This is a genomic window from Dietzia natronolimnaea (assembly GCF_002289575.1).
In the GTDB taxonomy this organism is placed as follows: domain Bacteria; phylum Actinomycetota; class Actinomycetes; order Mycobacteriales; family Mycobacteriaceae; genus Dietzia; species Dietzia natronolimnaea_A.
On record NZ_NTGA01000017.1, the window covers coordinates 66802 to 85285 of the forward strand.

The following is an 18484-nucleotide window of genomic DNA, read 5'->3' on the forward strand; positions in this document are numbered from 1 at the left end:
CGAGCCGCGCGGGGCCGATGCAGGGCCGATGCAGGGCTGGTTCAGGGCCGATGCGGGGCCGGTTCGGGGCCGATGCGGGGCCGGGAGCGCCCCGGTGCTACGATCGGTCTCGCTGTTCAGCAGGGCGGTTCGATGCAGCCGCCCGGTGGTCAGCCTCCGGCCCCGCGGGGCCGGTATCCCGCCCTCGTAGCTCAGGGGATAGAGCGTTGGTTTCCGGTACCAAAGGTCAGAGGTTCGATTCCTCTCGGGGGCACCACTACAGCGGGGCCCGGGCTGATCAGCCCGGGCCCCGCTCTTTTGTCTTGACCGGCGCCCACCGGCTACCCGCTCTACCGGGTCGGCACGGCAGGGTCAGCAGAGCACGCTCAACGAGGCAGGATGATCCCGTCGACCTCACCGATGCGCGCGACCACCCGCTCGAAGATGCCGGTCAGTGTGCTGATCTCGTCCTTCGTGAGAACGTCGATGAGGAGCTCCCGGACCTTCTCCACGTGCATCGGGGCGACCCTGGCGATCGCCTCGGCTCCTGCGGCGGTCAGGGTGACGATCGTGCCCCGGCCGTCCTCGGCGCATTCGCCCTTCGCCACCAGTCCCCGAGCTTCCATACGACGGACCTGGTGTGAGACGCGGCTGCGATCCCACCCCAGAGCAGCTCCCAGGTCCCGGGCGCGCAGACCCCGACCGTCCGCCTCGCTGAGGCTGACCAACACCGCGTAGTCGGACTGGGACATCGACGCGTCGCGCTGAAGCTGGCGTTCGGTCGCGAGGTCGAGCAACTGATTGACTTCCCTGTACCGGCGCCACATGCACTGCTCTTCGTCGGTCAACCAGCGTGTCTCGCTCATGGGGTTATTACAGCACGACCTTCCACCGCAAGGACCTTCAGCCACCGGTCCACCGTCGACCGGGGATCACCGCTCTCACTCGGGGGCCGATCCCGTCCCCCGCATCACGTGGGTGCGCGCGCCACCGACACCCGCGAAACGTGAACGGTCGCAGGTGAGGACGATGACCTGAGAGGTCGACGCCGCCGCGGCGATCACCGCTCCCATCGTGAGGCGCCGGGAGGGATCCGTGTATCCCATGGTGTCGTCGAGGAACACGGGGACACCGTTGTCCCCCACGAGCCTGGCGCAGGCGATCCGCACGATCACCGCCAGCTGCTCCCTGGCCCCACCTGACAGGGACTCGTAGTCCACGGAGACGTCCCCGATCCTCCGGCTGAGGATGGTGAGATCCTCCCCCAGCCGGACGTCGAAATCGCGCCCGTAGACGAGTCTCCCGAGCTCGACCACCGCGCGGTGGAACGGCTCCTGGTATGACCGGAGCGCCTCGGACCGACGTTGTTCGAGCGTTCGGTGGAGGAGGTCGGCCGCGCGGGCCCTGCGCCACAACGCGGCGTTCTCCCTCTCCGCCGCCTCGACCTCACGCTCCGCTACCGCGACATCCCCGAGTCGTCCCTGGTCACTGATGGCGTTGACCCGGCCGAGCGCGGTGGCCACCGCCGACGCGCTCTCCCGTTCCTCCGCGACGAGCGCGGCCAGCGAGGCCCGTGCGTTGTCGAGGAGTTCCGGAGGTGCGTCGGCGAGAGCCTCGTCCAGCCGGGCTCGCGCCTCCCGCGCGGCCTCGCGTCGGGCGTCCAGCTCCCGTCTGGTCCTGTCCATGTCGGCGTCGAGCTCGTCGTCAGACGTGATGGTCCGCGCAGCGGAGAGCGCCTCCTCGGACTCCCGGAGCCGTTCCGCGGCCTCTGCGGCCAACGCACCCCGGGTGGCGAGGTCGGTTCTCAGGGTCTGGGCCTCAGCGGCCGCGGACCGGTCCTCAGCGCGGCACCTGCTCAGCTCCTCCTCCGCCGTTGCCGCCTCCGCAATCGGATCCGGTGAACCGCCGTCGCCCGGTTCGCCGGCGACTGTGGGGTTGTCGATCGAGTCCGCGGGCGCATCCTCGTCAGACGCCACCGCCGCGGCGAGAGCCTCCCGACGTCGGGCCAGGTCCTCGGAGGTGTCCCCGTTGAGCAGGTCGGCCCTGCGTCGCCGGTGTGCCGCGATGTCGGCCCGGAGTCCCTCGGCTCGTCGTTCACGCGTCTCGGCCTCGGCGAGCGACTCGCAGCCACACTCGAGCAGTAGTTCTTCGAGGCGCGCTCTGGCCGTCGTTTCCGCGCGTCGGACGGCGTCGGTGTCCCCGGCGGGGACGACGGTCAGCGACACCGTTCCCACCCGGAACACCGTGTCCTCGACGATCTCGCGCTCCCAGCCCACGGACGCATCGATCGTCTCCTCGCCGATGCGGGCCGTCCCCTCGCCGGCGACCGTCACCGTCGGGGCGCTGGCAGCGCTCCGGACGACGGCTTCGCGCAGGGATGCCTCCGCCGCGCGGATCCGGTCGACGGTGCCACCGGGAAGGTCGATGGCCGCGAGCTCCGCCTCGGTGGCGGCGAGCTCCCGCCCGACAGAACCGAGGGTCTCGAGAAGAGAATCGAGGCCCGACAGGTCCGCGCGACGCCGTGCCTGGTCGCGGGCGTCCCGATCCGCGTCGGCCAGCCTGCGGGCTCTGGTGACCCGGTCCTCTGCCGCCTCAAGTGCGGCTCGCGCCTCACCCGCCCTGTTCTCCGCCGGCTCCAGTCGCCGCGCCGCAGCCTCGGTGGCATCCCGCAGCTCGGATTCCCGGGTCATCGCCTCCCCTCGGAGTGCGATGAGGCTCGCGCGCTCCCGCTGGAGCCGGGTCGCCGCATCGTGCGCGACCGCAGCGCGGTCGACCTCGCCCTCCGCAGCCCTCACTGCCTCTCGTAGCCGGTCGACGGACCGTCCCGACTCCTCCAATCGCGCCACCTCCGCCTCGACGGCCTCCAGGGATGAACGTCTGCTGGAATGGGCTGCGAGGTGGTGGGCGTGCTCGGCCACCGCGGCATCGAGCTCGGCCAGTCTCCCTCTGGCCTCGGAAAGGGCGGTCCGTGCATCGGCGAGCCGGGTCTCGGACCGCGCGAGGTCACCGGTCGGTTCTCCCCGTCGCGCCGTGAGATAGCGGTGACGCTCCTCAGCGACCCGCGTGAGCAGGGTGTCGTCGCCGGTGGGATCGGCCCCACCGGCTGCGGTGTCCAGGGCTCGTCTCAGCGACTCCATCCCCTTACCCGCCTCCACCTGGCCGATGGGCTCGTCCTGGGCGATGCGAAGTGCCCTCCACAGAGACCTGTCGACCCTGCGGTCGAGGACATCCCGCACGTAGTCGTGGGCGTCGTCGCCCGTCAGCGCCACCTTCGCCGACTCAGGGAACTCGAGCGACGTGCGCTTTCCGCGGACGAACTCCTTGCGGTACCGCATCCGCTCGCGGTCCACGGTGAACTCCGCCTCCACCACCACCGGGACGTCACGCCCCACCGGGCTTGCCGCCTTGATCTCCGCCCGCCCGGAGGACGCCTTGTGTTCGAGGAGCATCTCCAGGGCGTCCATGAGGCTCGTCTTCCCCGACTCGTTGGGGCCCTCGATCACGAACACACCGCGAGGGGGCACCTGCACCTCCTCCCGGGTCACGCCGCGGAAGTCCTCGACACGGAGTCGGTGCAGGATCATCTGGTGCCTCCGTCCACGAGCCGGTACAGCAGGCTGAGAGCGTTGCCCGCGTCTTCGGAGTCCGATCCGTCCGAGGCCGCCAACCCCACGAGGTCCCGCACCGCACGCTCGGCGTAGCCGTCGACCATCCCGGCGAAGTCCGAGTCGTCGGCGCGGACCACGAGATGCGTGAGCCGCTCCCGCAGGTAGGCCGCGGCGAACAACTCCGCCCACCTCTCCAGGAGATCGTCGATCCTGGCGCGGAGGGCCACGTCCACGGTTCCGGTGAGGCCCAGTTTGAGGACCGTCCTGGGTTTGTCCCGAACGGCGTCGACGACCTCCGCGAGCGCATCGAGGTCCGAGTCGGTCTCGATCTCCGCGGTGATCGCGCAAAACGCCCATCGCCCGGTGCGCACGGGTGTGACCAGGCAGCTGCCCGGGCCCCCGGTCGCCCCCTCCGCCCCGAGCTCGACGAGGAGTGCATGACCGGATGCCTTCTCCACATCGTCGAAGGCCGTGGTCTCCGGGCTTCCCGAGTACCAGATCCTGTCGCCGGTCCCCACACGGGTGACCGAGTGCCTGTCGCCGAGGGCCACGTAGTCGATCAGCCCCGACCCGACGGCGGCCTCGAGGTCTGCGACGCGGATGGCCTCGACGGACGGGGAGTCACCGCCGTAGACCTCATCGGTACCGCCGTGCGCGAGCAGCACTCGCAGGTTGTCCGTCGGTTCGAGGTCGCTGAGAAGCGCGGGAAGCCGGGCGGGATCCGGGCGTTTCGAGGTCCACGGGACCCCCACCACCTCGATTCCGGGACGCACCTCGACGGGATCGGAGTCGCAGAGGACGGTGACTGCTCCGCCCTCCACCGCCGAGGAGAAGTCCCGACACCGCAGGACCGAGGAGACGTCGAGCGGGTCGTGGTTCCCGGGGAGGATCAGCACCGGCACCGGGAACGCGGCCAGAACCTCCGCGGCACGGAGCACGATCGAGCGGGGGACCGCGTTGTCCTCGAACGCGTCACCGGCGACGACGACGAACTCGGCGCCGTGCTCGACGGCCAGATCACCCAGCGACGCCACCGCGGCGAGACGGTCCGCGGTGTATACCGCCTGCGACTCCGTGCCGAGGAATCGCCGGGTCATCCCCAGCTGCCAGTCCGCCGAATGAAGGAACCGGATCATGCCGCCGTCCCGTCGCCTGTCCATGGCCGCATCGTAGGTCGACGCTCCGACACGGTCTCCTCGGGATGCACCCCGGCCGCGCCGATCACGGGTACCGGTACCGGGTGAAGGCGTCGAGAAAATCCTCGAGGTCGGCCACCACCCGCAACTGCTCGAGCGGGTCCCCGGTCGCCGCCGCGGCGAGCCTCCTGGTCACCGGCGCGTCGAGCAGGTCCTCGAGGCCTGCCGGGGCCGGTGTGGGAAGAGCGGGGAGCAGCGGATCCCGCCCCCACAGGCTGTCCTCCACATCGAACGCGATCGCGCCGGCGTCTCCGTCGGCGTGCCCTCCCAGCACCGCACCGACCGCCTCGGCGCTCAGTCCCCGGAGGGCGAACATCACCTCGGGGGTGGCGTCCCACCATTCCACCAGCACATAGGCGGCGGACAGCACGTGCCGACAGGGACCCGGTTGCACCGGACAGCGGCATGAGAACCGGGTGGCGCCGTGGACCGCCGGGAGCAGCAGGAACCCGACGGTGTCGGAGAACTCACCGGCGAGCGCGCCCAGGACTCCCCCGTCCTCACCCCGGAGCGCCACCCGTAGCGCCTCGGTGTCCGTGGTGTCGAGCGGGGAGAACTCGAACTCCACCGTGAACGGGTCCGCCTGGCTGCCGTCGACGTCGCACCGCACGATCCGGCCGGAGTGCTCGAGCGAGAGCACCCGACCCTCACGCGCATCCCTGCGGCCGAGGGACACCTCGCTGCGGGTCGCACCGGACTCGATGTCCGAGGACCACCGGCGGCTCCACATGTGCGTCCCGAACGGCCCGGCCTTCGACCTGGTGGGGATGCCCGTCCGCCCGCCTGTGCTCCGCCCGCCTCTGCCGCGTCGGCTCACGCGTCGTCCCTCCCCTCATCGGTCAGTGCGACCAGAGAGGCCAGGTCCGCGTCGGTGAGCTCGGTGAGCACGCCCGCGAGGGGCCCCAGTGTCAGATCCGCCAGCTCGCGTTTGGATTCGAGCAACTCGTCGATGCGGTCCTCGACCGTCCCGGGGGCCACGAGGGTCCGGATCTGGACGGGACGGGTCTGACCGATCCGGTGCACCCTGTCAGTCGCCTGGTTCTCCACGGCGGGGTTCCACCACCGGTCCAGATGCACCACGTGGTTGGCCTCCGTCAGCGTGAGCCCGGTTCCGCCCGCCCGGAGTGAGGCGAGCATCAGCGGCGGCCCGTGCGGGCTCTGGAACTCCTCGACCATCGATGCCCGACCGCCTGCGGTGACGCCCCCGTGGAGGAAGGGCACCCCTGTCGCCGCGCGACGCTCGAGCAGCGGGAGGATGAGATCTCCGAAAGCGCGGTACTGGGTGAACAACAGGACCTTCTCCCCCGCGTCGAGGATCTCGGTGAGGACCTCGTCCAGCGCCGCGAGTTTGCCGGACCGGTGTCGCCCACCCCGCAGCAGCGAGGACCCGTCCCCGAGATAGTGCGAGGGATGGTTGCAGACCTGCTTGAGCGCGGTGAGACCGGACAGGATCGCACCCTTGCGTGACGCGCCCTCCGACTCCTTGACCTGCTCCATCATGTCCTCGACGACCGCTTGGTACAGGGTCGCCTGCTCACGGGTCAGGGGCGCGTCGACCCTGATGTGCTGTTTGGCCGGGAGATCCGCGGCCACGAGCGGGTCCGACTTGAGCCGACGCAGGACGAACGGGGCCGCCAGGGCGCGCAACCGGGTGGCCGCGGCCTCGTCTCTGTGCGATTCGATGGGGACCGCGAACCGGGCGCGGAAGGTACTGGCCGACCCGAGCAGCCCGGGGTTGGCGAAGTCGAACACCGCCCGCAGCTCGTCCAACCTGTTCTCCACCGGCGTCCCGGTGAGCGCGATCCGGTGCCGGGCGGGGATGGAGCGGATCGCGCGGGACACCGCGGTCACCGGGTTCTTGACGGTCTGGGCCTCGTCGGCGACCACGCGACGCCACTCCACGCCGGCCAGCAGGTCGACGTCCCGGGTGGCCGTTCCATAGGAGGTCAGGACGAGATCCGAGTCCGTCATCCGCTCGGCGGCCACCTCCCCCCTGTCGCGCCCCTGACCATGGTGGACGTGGACCCGGAGCTCCGGGGCGAATCTCGACGCCTCGCGCTCCCACGTGGACACCAGAGTCAGTGGCGCGACCACCAGGGTGGGACCGGGCCCCCCGGCCGCGTGTTCGGTCGCCGTGAGCGCGAGGACCTGCATCGTCTTGCCGAGCCCCATGTCGTCGGCCAGAACCGCCCCGGTGCCGGCCCGTGAGAGGGCCGCGAGCCACCTGACGCCGTCCAGTTGGTACGGCCGTAGTGAGGCCCGGAACCACTCCGGCAGCGCGATCGGCAACGACGACGAGGGTATCCAGTCGAGAGTGGTGGGCGCCTCGACCTCGACGCCCTCCGCCTCGTCGGACATCAGTGCCGCGACGAGGGCCGGGGCTGTCGTCCTCTGACCTCGCCTGGCCGCGAGGAAGCGTGCCGCCCGTCGTAGCGCGCCGGGATCGGCGCGGACCCACTGTCCGCGGAGCTTGACCAGATCCGAGGCGGCGTCGAGCAACATCCGGGCTTCCGTGGCGTCCAGCGGGCTGTCGTCGACCACCAGCTCCCAGTCGACGTCCGCCAGCTGGTCGAGCCCGAGTCTCTGCCCCGAGTCCACCGTCTCGGTCCCGGGCTCCGTGACGGTCGCCCTCACCGCGGTTCTGACCCTCGTCCAGGATCTCGGGAGGAGGACCTCGATCCCACGGCCCCGGAGCGCCTCGATTCCCTCGTCGACCAGGTCGACCACGAGGTCGGTCGGGAGCAGCAGATCGGGAGCACCGGCCGCCTGGGTGGCGCGGGACAACGGCGGCCACGAGCGGACCGCCCGCGCCACCACATCTCGTACGGGCCCGTCCACCGAGGAGGTGTCGGCGAGATCGGAGAACGGACGGAGCGAATCCGCGCCCGTCCGGACGAGCACCTGGAACCGCCAGAGGACGTCGACGCCCGGTGGCTCCTCGGCCTGACCCCCCACGGAGGCGACGTCCAGCGTGCCCCTGTCCGGCGCCGTGCCCCTGTCCGCCGCAGTGCCCCCGTCCACGGCAGCGTCCCCGACGGCGATTCCCCCGCCCTCCGTGTCGTCGTCGGACGGTTCGACCACGCGGAACACCACGTCCACGTCCTTCGCCGCAGCCGCGCGGCCGAACTCGCGGACCGCATCGGCCAGGGCCTGCCCGGCCGATGCCACCTGACCACCCGCGACCAACGCCTCGCCGAGTTCGCTGCGGCGTTCGGTCGCGAGGGGAGCCAGTGCCGCGCGGGCGTGATGATCCGCCAACTCCGACAGGAGCCGGTCCAGCTCCTCCCGGGTCGCGACCAACCCGTGACTACGGTGCAGGCTCTCGGCCGTCCAGGCCCCGATGACCGGCGAGGCGACGAGATCCCAGGTGGCGCCCCACGCCCCGTCGAGGCGAGTGAGACGGGGCACCGCGTGACCCGCGGCCACGAGGGACGCCACGCCCGAGGACAGCGCGGCCAGTGCCTGCAGTCCGGCCCCCACCCATCGCTCCTCCGGTCCGAGGAGGCGGCAGAGGTCCACAGCGTCACCGACGGACACCCGGACCCCCGGCACCGTCGCCGATCTGGCCTTGCCGTCCACGATCGCACGTACCCCGATGCGGTGGGACAGCCGATACCGCCCGAGGAAATCCACCACCTCATCCGGGGCGCCGGCCCGGGCGACGGCCGTCACGGCGGCAGCCGGCGCCACCGAGTGCGGCCGTCGCAGCCCCGTGTCGCACCACAACCCCACGACCCCGGAGTGCCAGACGGCGTGGAGACGGGGATCGGCGGTCGGGGTCACTTCGCCATGTAAGCACGTTCGTCCGACACTCCCCCGAGTGCGGGGACGGTACCGCACGCGACCGGGGCGGCCTCCGCCCCTTGTCGCGACGCCGCCGCTCCACACCCGGTCGCCGTGTCCACAGGCCCGGGGCGCCGGCCACCGACGAACGGCCCCCGGGGCCGGGCGGTCACCCATACTCATCCCGTGACCGACCACTGCCCCACGCGGCCCCGGCCCCTGGGCTCCGGGCGGATCATCCCCCCGATCGGCCCGAGGGCGCTCTGTCTCACGATGGCGGTCGCGGTGTCGCTCTGCGTGGTCCTGTGGTGGGCGGAACCCAGGCACTCGGCGCCCGGGAGTCCGGGCAGAGAGGCCGTCGAGGCCCTGCTCGCTCGTGTCGACGTGGTCCCCGAACGGATAACGGTGCCGGGCTACGAGCGAGAGTGCTCCGGCGCGTCCGCGTGCGTGTTCGGGCCGGCCTGGAGCGACGCGACGGGAGCGCCGGGCTCGGGGAACGGCTGCTCCACGCGTCACGACGTGCTGGCCCGTGACCTCCGGGGCACCCCCGCGGATCCCGCCTCGGGGTGCACGGTCGACGGGGGGACCCTGGTGGATCCCTACACCGGCCGGGTCATGGACGTGGGCGGATCCGGTCTCCGGGGGATCCACGTGGACCACGTGTTCCCGCTCTCCGCCGCGTGGGACCTGGGCGCCTGGGAATGGTCTCCAGGACGGCGGGCGGCGTTCGCCAACGACGTCGAGCGCAACCTGCTCGCCGTGACCGGATCCGTGAACACCCGCAAGAGCGACTTGACACCGGAGGACTGGCTGCCACCCGACCCCGGCAGGCACTGCTTCTACGCGGCCCGCTACCTCACCGCGGCGGTGGCCTACGGACTGCCGGTGACCGCAGAGGACCGGGAGGCGTTGGCAGCGGCGGTCCGGCGCTGTCCTCGCGGCGGGTGACCGCGGGACGGCGACGCTCGGGCCGGCCGGGGTCTGATCGTGCGGTCAGTACCTGTCCGATCCGCCACCCGAGCGGCCACGGAACCCGCCTTCGCGGCGGTCGTCGCCGTCGCCTCCCCGCCGGAATCCTCCCCCGCGCTCGTCGCGACGCTCGCCTCTCCGGGCGTCGTCGCGGCCACCGCGATCCCCACCGCGGGGACGGCCTCCGCGGTCGTCCCTCGTCGCGGACGGGCGGCCGGCGGGAGGACCGGAGTCCGGACGGATGTCGATCTCCGTACCGGCGACCCGAATCCCGCGCATCGAGTCGATCTGGTCGCGGGACAGACCCGCGGGGAGTTCGACGATCGAGTGGTCGAAACGGATCGAGATGCGTCCGATGTCGCCCCCGCTGAGTCCGGCTTCGTTGGCCAACGCGCCCATGATCGACCCGGGCTTGACGTTGTTCCGCTTGCCCACGGCGATCCGGTACTGCGCCATGTCCTTGCCGGACCGCGAGGGGCGGGGCCCGTCCGAGAAACCCCGCCCGGGGCGCTCGCGCCGGTCGTCCCGCCGCGAGTCGCGGCGATCGTCCTGACGGTCACGCCGGGCCGGCCGCTCCGGCTCCCGCATGAGGAAGTCGGCGGAGTTCCCGGACTGGGTGGCGAGGGCGGCGGCGATGTCAGCCATCGAGACCGAGTGTTCGGCGGCGTACTCCTCCACGAGGCGGCGGAACATCGCCAGGTTCGGGTCGTTCAAACTCTCCGTGATCGACTGAGCGAACTTGGCCATCCGCATCTCGTTGACGTCATCCACGCTCGGCAGCTGGATCTCCGTCAGCGGCTGCCGCGTGGCCCGCTCGATCTGCGAGAGCAGCCGCCGTTCCCGCGGGGTGACGAACAGCAGCGCCTGACCACTGCGACCCGCGCGGCCCGTGCGGCCGATCCGATGGACGTACGACTCCGTGTCGTGCGGGATGTCGTAGTTGACCACATGGCTGATCCGGGGCACGTCCAGACCACGGGCTGCGACGTCCGTGGCCACCAGGATGTCGGTCCGACCGCCCTTGAGCGCCTCGATGGTCCGCTCGCGCAGGTTCTGCGGGATGTCGCCGTTGATCGGTGCCGCGGAGAATCCGCGCGCCCGCAGACGTTCCGCCAGCTCCTCCGTGGCCGACTTGGTGCGGACGAACAGGATCATCGCGTCGAAGTCCTCGACCTCGAAGATCCGCGTCAGCGCGTCGAGCTTGTCGCGGTGGTTCACCAACACATAGCGCTGCTGGATCGTCGGCGCCGTGGCCGTCTTCGACGCGACCTTCACCTCGGCCGCGTCGGTGAGGTACTTCTGGGAGATCCGGCGGATGGCAGCCGGCATCGTGGCCGAGAACAGTGCGACCTGGGTGGACTGCGGGGTGTCCGAGAGGATCCGTTCGACATCCTCCTGGAAGCCCATCGCGAGCATCTCGTCTGCCTCGTCGAGGACCAGATGGCGCAGTCCCGACAGGTCGAGCGTGCCCTTCTTCAGGTGATCGATCACCCGGCCGGGCGTCCCCACGATGATCTGGGCCCCCCGACGCAGACCGGAGAGCTGGATCCCGTAGGCCTGCCCGCCGTAGATCGGCAGGACGCTGACCTGGGGCATGTTGGCGGAGTAGGTGATGCACGCCTCGGCGACCTGGAGCGCGAGCTCGCGGGTGGGGGCGAGCACGAGCGCCTGCGGGCTCTTCACCGACGGGTCGATGAGGGAAAGGATCGGCAGCGCGAAGGCCGCGGTCTTGCCGGTGCCGGTCTGGGCCAACCCCACCACGTCGCGGCCCTCCATCACCAGGGGGATGATGGCGGCCTGGATGCCCGAGGGGACTTCGTACCCGACCTCCTTGACCGCCTCGGCGACGGCCGGGGCGAGCCCCATGTCGGCGAACGTGACGGCGTCGTCGCCCGCGTTCTCCGCGCTCTCCGTGGCCGGGGCGCGGTTCCCCGAGGTGGCTCCCCTCGGCCCGGACTCGGCCGCGGGCTCGGCGGCGGGCTCGGCGGCGGGCTCCGCCGCAGGCTCCGCGGCGGGCTCAGTGGCGTCTGGGGCGCTGGCGGCGGTCTCGACCTCGTCGCCGGCGGTGGCGGTACGGTCCTCGTTGTCGTTGCTCATGAGAAGACTCATGCTACGGCGTCGACGACCCCGTTCGCGACACCGCGGCGCTGGTCACTCCCCCGTCGCCCTCCCGGCCGAGGCGCTCATGCGTCTCTCTGGCGAACACCCACGGCACCACAGCGGCCAGGAGCAGTGCTCCGGAGAGCACGAATCCGGCGGTGTAGCCGAACCCGTCCACGACGAGACCCACCAGCACCGGACCGAGGATCGCTCCGGAATCACTCGCCATCTGGAAGGTCGCGAGCACCTTACCGCCCGCACGATCCGCGCCGATCACATCCGCGACGGAGGCCTGTTGCGCGGGGTTGAGCACCCCCGCGCCCATTCCCGCCACGACCGAGGCCGCCACGAGGAGGGGGACGGTATCGCACCAGCCCAGCGCGAGCGTGGCCACCCCGGAGACCACCAGTCCACCGATCACCAGCGGCCGTCGTCCGTACCTGTCGGACAACCACCCCGCCACCGAGACGACAGCCGCGGTGCCCACGGCGAAGGAGGCCAGCGCGGTGCCGGCGACACCGGCGCCGGCATCGAAGTTCGCGGCGGCGAAGAGTGGGACGATCGCCACGCGCACGCCGAACGAACTCCACCCGTTGACGAAGCTGGACACGAGCGCTGCGCGGTAGCCGCTGTCGCGTAGCGCCTCCCGCACCGGGAGCGCCTCCTGCTCGGGCATCCCGTCGTCCGCCGAGGGCCGGCGCCCTCCCCGCAGGAACACCGCCACCACCCCGGTCGCGACGAGCAGGGTGAAGGAGTAGACGAAGAACGGCACCCTCATGCCGAACCCGGCCAGCAGCCCGCCGAGAACCGGCCCGCCAATGTTGCCGATCAGGAACGCGGTGGCGTACAGACCGGCGATCCGCCCCCTGGCGCCGGGGGGCGAGAGGCGGGTGAGCAGCGCCATCGCCGAGATGGTGAACATCGTCGACCCGAGCCCGCCGAGCCCCCGGAACACCAGCAACTGCCAGTAGGACTGGGCCATGCCGGTGGCCAGGGTCGACACGACCACGATGAGCAGGCCCGACATGTAGACCCAGCGTTCGCCCAGGCGGTCCACGAGGAACCCACCGGCGGGTGCGAACACCAGACGGAAGAAGGCGAAGGCGCTCACGACGACCGACGCGGCGGTCACCGAGACGTCGAAACTCCGTGCGTACTGCGGGAGTACGGGGGCGACGAGACCGTAACCGATTGCCACGGCGAACGCGGCGGCGACCAGCACCCACACATCCGCGGGTAGCGGGGTCCGCGGATGCGCGGTCCGGCGACAAGCGGGGAACAGGCCTCTCACGCCGACCGGAGCACCCGGGCGAGGACGTCGGCGCCGAAGTGCAGGGCGTCGACGGGGACCCTCTCGTCGACGGCGTGGAAATGGCCGAAGACGTCGAACTCGTCCGGGACCCTCAGCGGGACGAAACCGTACCCGTGGATCCCCAGAGGAGCGAGGTGCTTGTTGTCCGTGCTGGCCGGCAGGAGGTACGGGACGACCAAGGCTCCGGGGTCGGCCTCCAGGACCGCCTCACGGATGGTGGCGACCAAAGGATCGTCCGCGGGCGCGGCGATCGGCGGCTGCCAGATCCAGTCGACCGCGACGTCGGGCCCGAGCTCGGCCTCGATCTCCGCGCGGAAGGTCTCCTCTCCCCCGGGCAGCACGCGGCAGTCGATCTCCGCGAACGCCTCGGAGGGGATGACATTGGTCTTGTACCCGGCGGACAGGACGGTCGGCGACGCGGTGTGCGAGAGCGACGCCTCGACCAGCGGGCCGAAGTGCCCGAGCACGCCGAGGTGCGCTGGCAGGTCCGCGACGTCGCCACTCGTCCCGGCGAGCTCCCCGACCGCGGACGCGAGGGCGGTGTTGGCCTCCGTGGGTGCGACGGGGAAGTGGCGGCTCGCGACCCTATGTACGGCGCCGGCGATCGCGGCGACTGCGTTGTCCGGAGTCGGACGGGACGCGTGGGCGGCGGCACCCTTCGCGCTCACCCGTGCCCAGGCGACGCCCTTCTCGGCGACCGCGATCGGATAGAGCCGGCGCCCGGACACCGGAACGGACCACCCGCCGACCTCGCTGAGCGCGTGGGTCATTCGGTCGAAGATCTCGGGGCGTTCGCGCACCACCCACTGTGCCCCCATCGTCCCCGCGGCCTCTTCGTCGGCGAAGAAGGCGAGCAACAGGGGTCTGCGCGGCACGATCCCCTCGCGGCGGTAGTGGCGCACGACGGCCAGGATCATGCCGATCATGTTCTTCATGTCGACGGTTCCCCGGCCGTAGAGCCAGCCGTCACGGATCTCCCCCGCGAACGGCGGGACCGACCAGTCCTCGGCGACGGCGGGCACCACGTCGACGTGGCCGTGGACCACGAGGCCTCCGGCGGCGGCATCGGACCCGTCCACACGGGCGAACAGACTGCCCCGGCCGGGCACGGACTCCACCAGTTCACTCGGGATGCCCACCTCGTCCAGGTACTCGGCGATCCGTCGGCACACGCGGGTCTCACCGTCGCCGATCGAGGCGGGGTCGCCGGTGTTGGTCGAGTCGATGGAGACGAGGTCGGCGGTGATCGAGACGACCTCGGAGTGCAGGAGGGCCCGCATCTCGTCGGTCATCGGCACGGTGTCCGTCATCCGAAGCACTTCCCTTCCCCACGGTAGGTGGGCCAGCGGTCCACCACCGCGGGCCCCTGTGCAGTCTCGTCCACCACGTGGAGCGTGTCGAACCGCTCGCAGACCTCGCCTGCCTTCGCGTGACGCCACCAGGCGCGGTCCCCGATCGCCACGTCCCCCCGAACCGGGGTCTGCACCTCGCCGGCGCCTTCCCTGCCGAGGTAGCGCAACCCCGTGGGGAGGGCGGGGACCGGCAGCCGGTCCGGCCCCGGCGCCCCGGATGCCACGTACCCGCCGTAGAGGAACGTCGTCAGGCCGCGCGCCGGGGTCCGGACGGCGGGCAGGGCGTAGAACAGCGCGGGGCGAGGGGTGAATGACCGATAGTGGTCGAACAGACCGGGGACGAAGAGACCGGATCCGGCGGTCACCTCCGTGACCGCCGGATCCGCTGCGCTCTCGGCGATCGAACCGGATCCGCCCGAGTTGACGATCTCCGGCCTCTCGCCGGTGACCCCGGCGATCACGTCGGCGACCGCGTGACGCACTCCCAGCAGGCGGCGCATGGACAGGCGCTTGACCACGCCCACCCCTCGGACGTCGTCGGGGACGCCGGCGACCTGCGCCTCGTAGAACATCGCCCCGACCACCCTGAATCCCAGATCGACGGCGCGACGGACTACAGGCTCCACGTCGACCGGGCCACGCAGCGGGGAGCGCCTCACACCCAGGTGGACCGGTCCGAGCCGGAGGGAGGCGTCCACGTCGATGCACACCCTCGCGCCGCCCGCACCCGACTCCTGCGCGATCTCCAGATGGCGTTCGTCGTCGACCATCAGCGTCACCGCCGCGAGAGCGGCCGGATCCGCGCCCAGCCGGCCGAGCGCCCCACGGTCGACCGTCGGGTACCCGAGCAGGACGTCTCGGCAGCCCGCCCCGACGAGCCACAGGGCCTCGGTGAGCGAGTAGGCCATGATCCCGCGCACCGTCTCGTCGCCGCGGAGCCCCGGGCCCAGGACCTCCTCGAGCACACCTCGCGACCTCACGGACTTGCTGGCGATGCGGATCCGCGTCCCGCCCGCTCGGCGCCGGAGATCGGCGAGGTTCGTCCGCAGGGTGGGCAGGTGGAGCGCGGCGAGCGGTGCGTCGAGTCCGGCGGTGGCGACATCGACCGCCTCGACGGCGTCTGGCGCGAGTCCGGACACGGTCCTGGTCACCCCCTCGACCCTCACCGGGACGACCTAGTCGCCGTCGACCGGGTGCGCGTCCGCCACCACCAGGTCGACGGCCCGGTGGAGGAGCGCGATCGCCTCGTCGTCATCCCGGCAGATCTGCCAGCGCAACCCGATCCCCGCCACCGTGGCCTCCACGACGCCGACCATGTCGTCGAGCCCCATACCCCAGCGCATACCCGCCGACTGCGCGGTGCGCTCGAGGACGGACCGGATGATCTCCTCGTTGGACTCCTGCTGGTGACGTGCCAGACCGATCTCCGGCGACCCGTGGGTGCGGAGCGAGTAGGAGACGATCTCGTAGGTGAGGAGTTGACGGTCCGGAGAGGCGGAGATGACGGCCCAGATCAGGTCGATGGCCTCGTACAACCTGCGTCGCAGACCCTCCCTGCCGAGGGCGCCCGAGTCGAAGTCGACGTTGATGAACGCCCTGGCCGCCTGGTGCACCTCCGCGTTAACCGCACCGATCACCTCGCGGAGGAGCTCCTCCTTGTCGGTGTAGCAGTAGTGCACCACCCCCAGGGAGACGCCGGCGCGCTCCGCGACACCGCGGACGGTCACCGCGCCGAGCCCGTAGTGTTCGGCGATCTCGAGGGCGGCCCGGAGGAGCTGCGCTCGGCGCTGATCGGATGGCAGGCGTCTGGTCACCCGTCCATGGTACGACGACGACGAGGCGAGGGGCGCACTACACCTCGCGCCCCCGCCAGCCGTCGGACCGGCATCAGGTCTGTTGTCCAGTTCGGCCCCCGGGATCGCCCCGGGAGGTAGCCTCTGCACCCATGACGACCTCGACCACGCGGTGGCACAACTGGGCCGGAAACGTCCTCGCCTCGCCGTCGGGCCGGTCCGACCCCACGACGGTCGCCGAGGTCACCGGGGTCGTGATCTCGGCCGCGGAGCGCGGCACCAGGGTCAAGTGCGTGGGCGCCGGACACTCCTTCACCCCCGCCGCCGCGACCGACGGGGTGCTGATCTCGCTCGACGACCTGACCGGGATCGAGTCGATCGTCCCGACCCGCGATCCAGAGGGGAACGTCGACGGGGCGGACGTGACCGTCTGGGCGGGCACCCGACTCCACCGACTCGGCCCCCTGCTCTGGGACCTCGGGCTCGCCCAGCCGAACCTCGGCGACTTCGCCGAGCAGTCGTTGGCGGGCGCGGTGTCCACGGGCACCCACGGCACGGGCCGGACCGCCGTCGGCATGCCGGCCACCGTGGTCGGACTGCAGATCGTCGCGGCGGACGGCTCCGTCCTGGACTGTTCGCGCGAGTCGGATCCCGAGGTGTTCGAGGCGGCCCGCCTGGGGATCGGTGCGATCGGGATCATCACCAAGTTGACCATCCACTGCGTGCCGGCATTCGCACTGAGCGCCGAGGAACACCCGTGGACCCTCGCGGCGGCGCTCGCCGACCTGGAGGGCTTCGCGAGCTCCGCCGACCACGCGGAGTTCTTCTGGTTCCCGCACACCGACGCCGTCACCGTCAGACGCAACACCCGGTTGCCGGGTGACGCGGACCTGCGTCCGCTCGGCCGCATCCGCGAGCTCGTCGCGGACGAGTTCCTGTCCAACGAGGCCTTCGGTGCGCTGTGCCGGGCGGCCGCACGGCGGCCGTCACTGACCCCCCGACTCAACCGCGTCACCGCACGGGCGATGTCGTCCCGCGCGTACACCGATCGCAGTTACCGGGTCTTCGCGTCCTCGCGGCGGGTGCGCTTCCGCGAGATGGAGTACGCGGTGCCGGTGGCTGCTGCCACCGCCGTGCTCGGCGACCTGCGCGACATGATCGACCGCACCGGCGTCGTCACACCGTTCCCCGTCGAGGTGCGGTTCGCCGCGGCGGATGACGTCTGGATGTCGACCGCCTACCGGCGGGACGTCTGTTACATCGCGGTCCACCAGTTCCACCAGATGGACCACACCGAACTCTTCCGGTCGGCCGAGGAGATCTTCCTCGCCGCGGACGGCCGGCCCCACTGGGGCAAGATGCACACCCGAACCGCCGCCGATCTCTCGGCCACCGTGCCTCACTTCGACGATTTCGTCGCGGTACGTGACCGACTCGACCCGGACCGGGTCTTCGCGAACCAGTACACCGAACAGGTCCTGCCGTAGGAGGCGGGGCCACTTGAATCTCCGTACCGTGGGGTGATGGACAGGGTCAGCCGTTCCTGTCGCGACCACCCCCGAGGAGATCCCGTGCCAGAACGCGTCCCCGCCGAAACCGACGTCTCCGGTCCGCTCGCAGGAATCGCCACCGGGGCCCTGCGCAAGGCGATACGGAGCCAGGCCGGGGCGGCGAGGGGTTATGTCCGCAAGCTCCGCCAGAGCCACCCCGACGAGAGTCCCGCACTGATCCGCGAGCGGCTCGACTCCCGCTTCCTCGCAGCCGTCACCGCGTCCGGCGCGGCCGTGGGCGCCACGGCGGCAGTGCCGGGTGTGGGCACCGTGATCGCGTTCGGCGCGATCGGTGCCGAGTCACTCGTGTTCATCGAGGCCGCGGCGTTCTACACCCTGGCCGTCGCGGAGGTGCACGGCATCGACGTCAAGTTGGGCGAGCACGAGGAACTGCTCGTCATGACCGTAATGCTCGGCGCATCGGGCACCGCGATCCTGGCCAACGCGGTCAGCACGAACGGCGGTGCCTCCGCGGGCGGAGCACTCGCCGGACGGTCGCTGGGACTTCCGGGCCTCAAGGAGGTCAACCGGCGCATGGTGTCCCGGTTCGCCCGGAAGTTCGCGGTCAAGCGGGCCACCCTCGCCATGGGCAAACTGGCCCCCGCCGGCATCGGCGCGGCCGTGGGGGGCTGGGGGAACCGCCGGCTGGGTCGGACCGTCGTCAGCGCGGCGGCGACCACCTTCGGCACCCCGCCGGACAGCTGGCCCGCGACCTGACCGCCGTCCACCCGGTCGCCGCATCCCCCTGTCAGGTGAGATCGGAAGGCCCGGAACGCGCGGAAGGTCTAGCCTGGGACCATCGCGTGTGAAACCCACCACAGATCAGGAAGGCACCACAACAT

13 protein-coding genes and 1 tRNA gene are annotated in these 18484 nt (G+C 71.4%); 4 read left to right on the forward strand and 10 right to left on the reverse strand.

Translation table 11 applies throughout. The features are described 5' to 3' along the window. Positions 1-180: 180 nt before the first annotated feature. Positions 181-256, forward strand: a tRNA-Arg gene (locus CEY15_RS09990). A 109-nt stretch (positions 257-365) separates the two neighbouring features. Here CEY15_RS09990 and CEY15_RS09995 read toward each other — a convergent pair. From CEY15_RS09995 to CEY15_RS10015, 5 genes are all read right to left on the reverse strand, one after another. Further along, positions 366-845: a MarR family winged helix-turn-helix transcriptional regulator gene (locus tag CEY15_RS09995; RefSeq protein WP_017837088.1), complete on the reverse strand. Its 480-nt coding sequence runs from the start codon at positions 843-845 to the stop codon at positions 366-368. A 75-nt stretch (positions 846-920) separates the two neighbouring features. Next, positions 921-3563: an AAA family ATPase gene (locus CEY15_RS10000; protein ID WP_095718315.1), complete on the reverse strand. Its 2643-nt coding sequence runs from the start codon at positions 3561-3563 to the stop codon at positions 921-923. Beyond that, positions 3560-4747, reverse strand: a complete 1188-nt coding sequence (locus tag CEY15_RS10005) for a metallophosphoesterase family protein (RefSeq protein ID WP_095718316.1) — start codon at positions 4745-4747, stop codon at positions 3560-3562. Before CEY15_RS10005 ends, CEY15_RS10000 begins: the two co-directional genes overlap by 4 nt. Before the next feature lie 61 nt (positions 4748-4808). After that, positions 4809-5600: a hypothetical protein gene (locus tag CEY15_RS10010; RefSeq protein ID WP_245847497.1), complete on the reverse strand. Its 792-nt coding sequence runs from the start codon at positions 5598-5600 to the stop codon at positions 4809-4811. Then, positions 5597-8566: a DEAD/DEAH box helicase gene (locus CEY15_RS10015; protein ID WP_095718318.1), complete on the reverse strand. Its 2970-nt coding sequence runs from the start codon at positions 8564-8566 to the stop codon at positions 5597-5599. The genes CEY15_RS10010 and CEY15_RS10015 overlap by 4 nt, the downstream gene beginning before the upstream one ends. Before the next feature lie 186 nt (positions 8567-8752). Between CEY15_RS10015 and CEY15_RS10020 the strand changes: the two genes are divergently transcribed. After that, complete coding sequence (locus CEY15_RS10020; RefSeq protein ID WP_176475072.1) at positions 8753-9514, forward strand: HNH endonuclease family protein; 762 nt, start codon at positions 8753-8755, stop codon at positions 9512-9514. Between the two features lie 45 nt (positions 9515-9559). On the opposite strand, the gene CEY15_RS10025 is transcribed toward CEY15_RS10020, so the two are convergent. From CEY15_RS10025 to CEY15_RS10045, 5 genes are all read right to left on the reverse strand, one after another. Next, positions 9560-11632 carry a DEAD/DEAH box helicase gene (locus CEY15_RS10025; protein ID WP_095718319.1) on the reverse strand — a complete coding sequence of 691 codons (2073 nt, stop codon included), beginning with the start codon at positions 11630-11632 and terminating at the stop codon, positions 9560-9562. A gap of 13 nt (positions 11633-11645) precedes the next feature. Beyond that, entirely contained in the window at positions 11646-12857 is a 1212-nt protein-coding gene (locus CEY15_RS10030) for an MFS transporter (RefSeq protein ID WP_095718320.1), read from the reverse strand. 65 nt (positions 12858-12922) lie between these two features. Next, positions 12923-14257, reverse strand: a complete 1335-nt coding sequence (locus tag CEY15_RS10035; protein ID WP_095718321.1) for a M20/M25/M40 family metallo-hydrolase — start codon at positions 14255-14257, stop codon at positions 12923-12925. Then, entirely contained in the window at positions 14254-15450 is a 1197-nt protein-coding gene (locus tag CEY15_RS10040; RefSeq protein WP_245847499.1) for an alanine racemase, read from the reverse strand. The genes CEY15_RS10035 and CEY15_RS10040 overlap by 4 nt, the downstream gene beginning before the upstream one ends. Before the next feature lie 24 nt (positions 15451-15474). Next, the gene (locus tag CEY15_RS10045; RefSeq protein WP_095718322.1) at positions 15475-16113 is read right to left on the reverse strand and encodes a TetR/AcrR family transcriptional regulator; all 639 of its coding nucleotides are present in this window, start codon (positions 16111-16113) and stop codon (positions 15475-15477) included. 131 nt (positions 16114-16244) lie between these two features. On the opposite strand from CEY15_RS10045, the gene CEY15_RS10050 reads away from it, so the two are divergent. Beyond that, positions 16245-17579, forward strand: a complete 1335-nt coding sequence (locus CEY15_RS10050) for a D-arabinono-1,4-lactone oxidase (RefSeq protein WP_095718323.1) — start codon at positions 16245-16247, stop codon at positions 17577-17579. An 84-nt stretch (positions 17580-17663) separates the two neighbouring features. Continuing rightward, complete coding sequence (locus CEY15_RS10055) at positions 17664-18359, forward strand: hypothetical protein (protein WP_095718324.1); 696 nt, start codon at positions 17664-17666, stop codon at positions 18357-18359. The last annotated feature ends 125 nt before the right edge of the window (positions 18360-18484 follow it).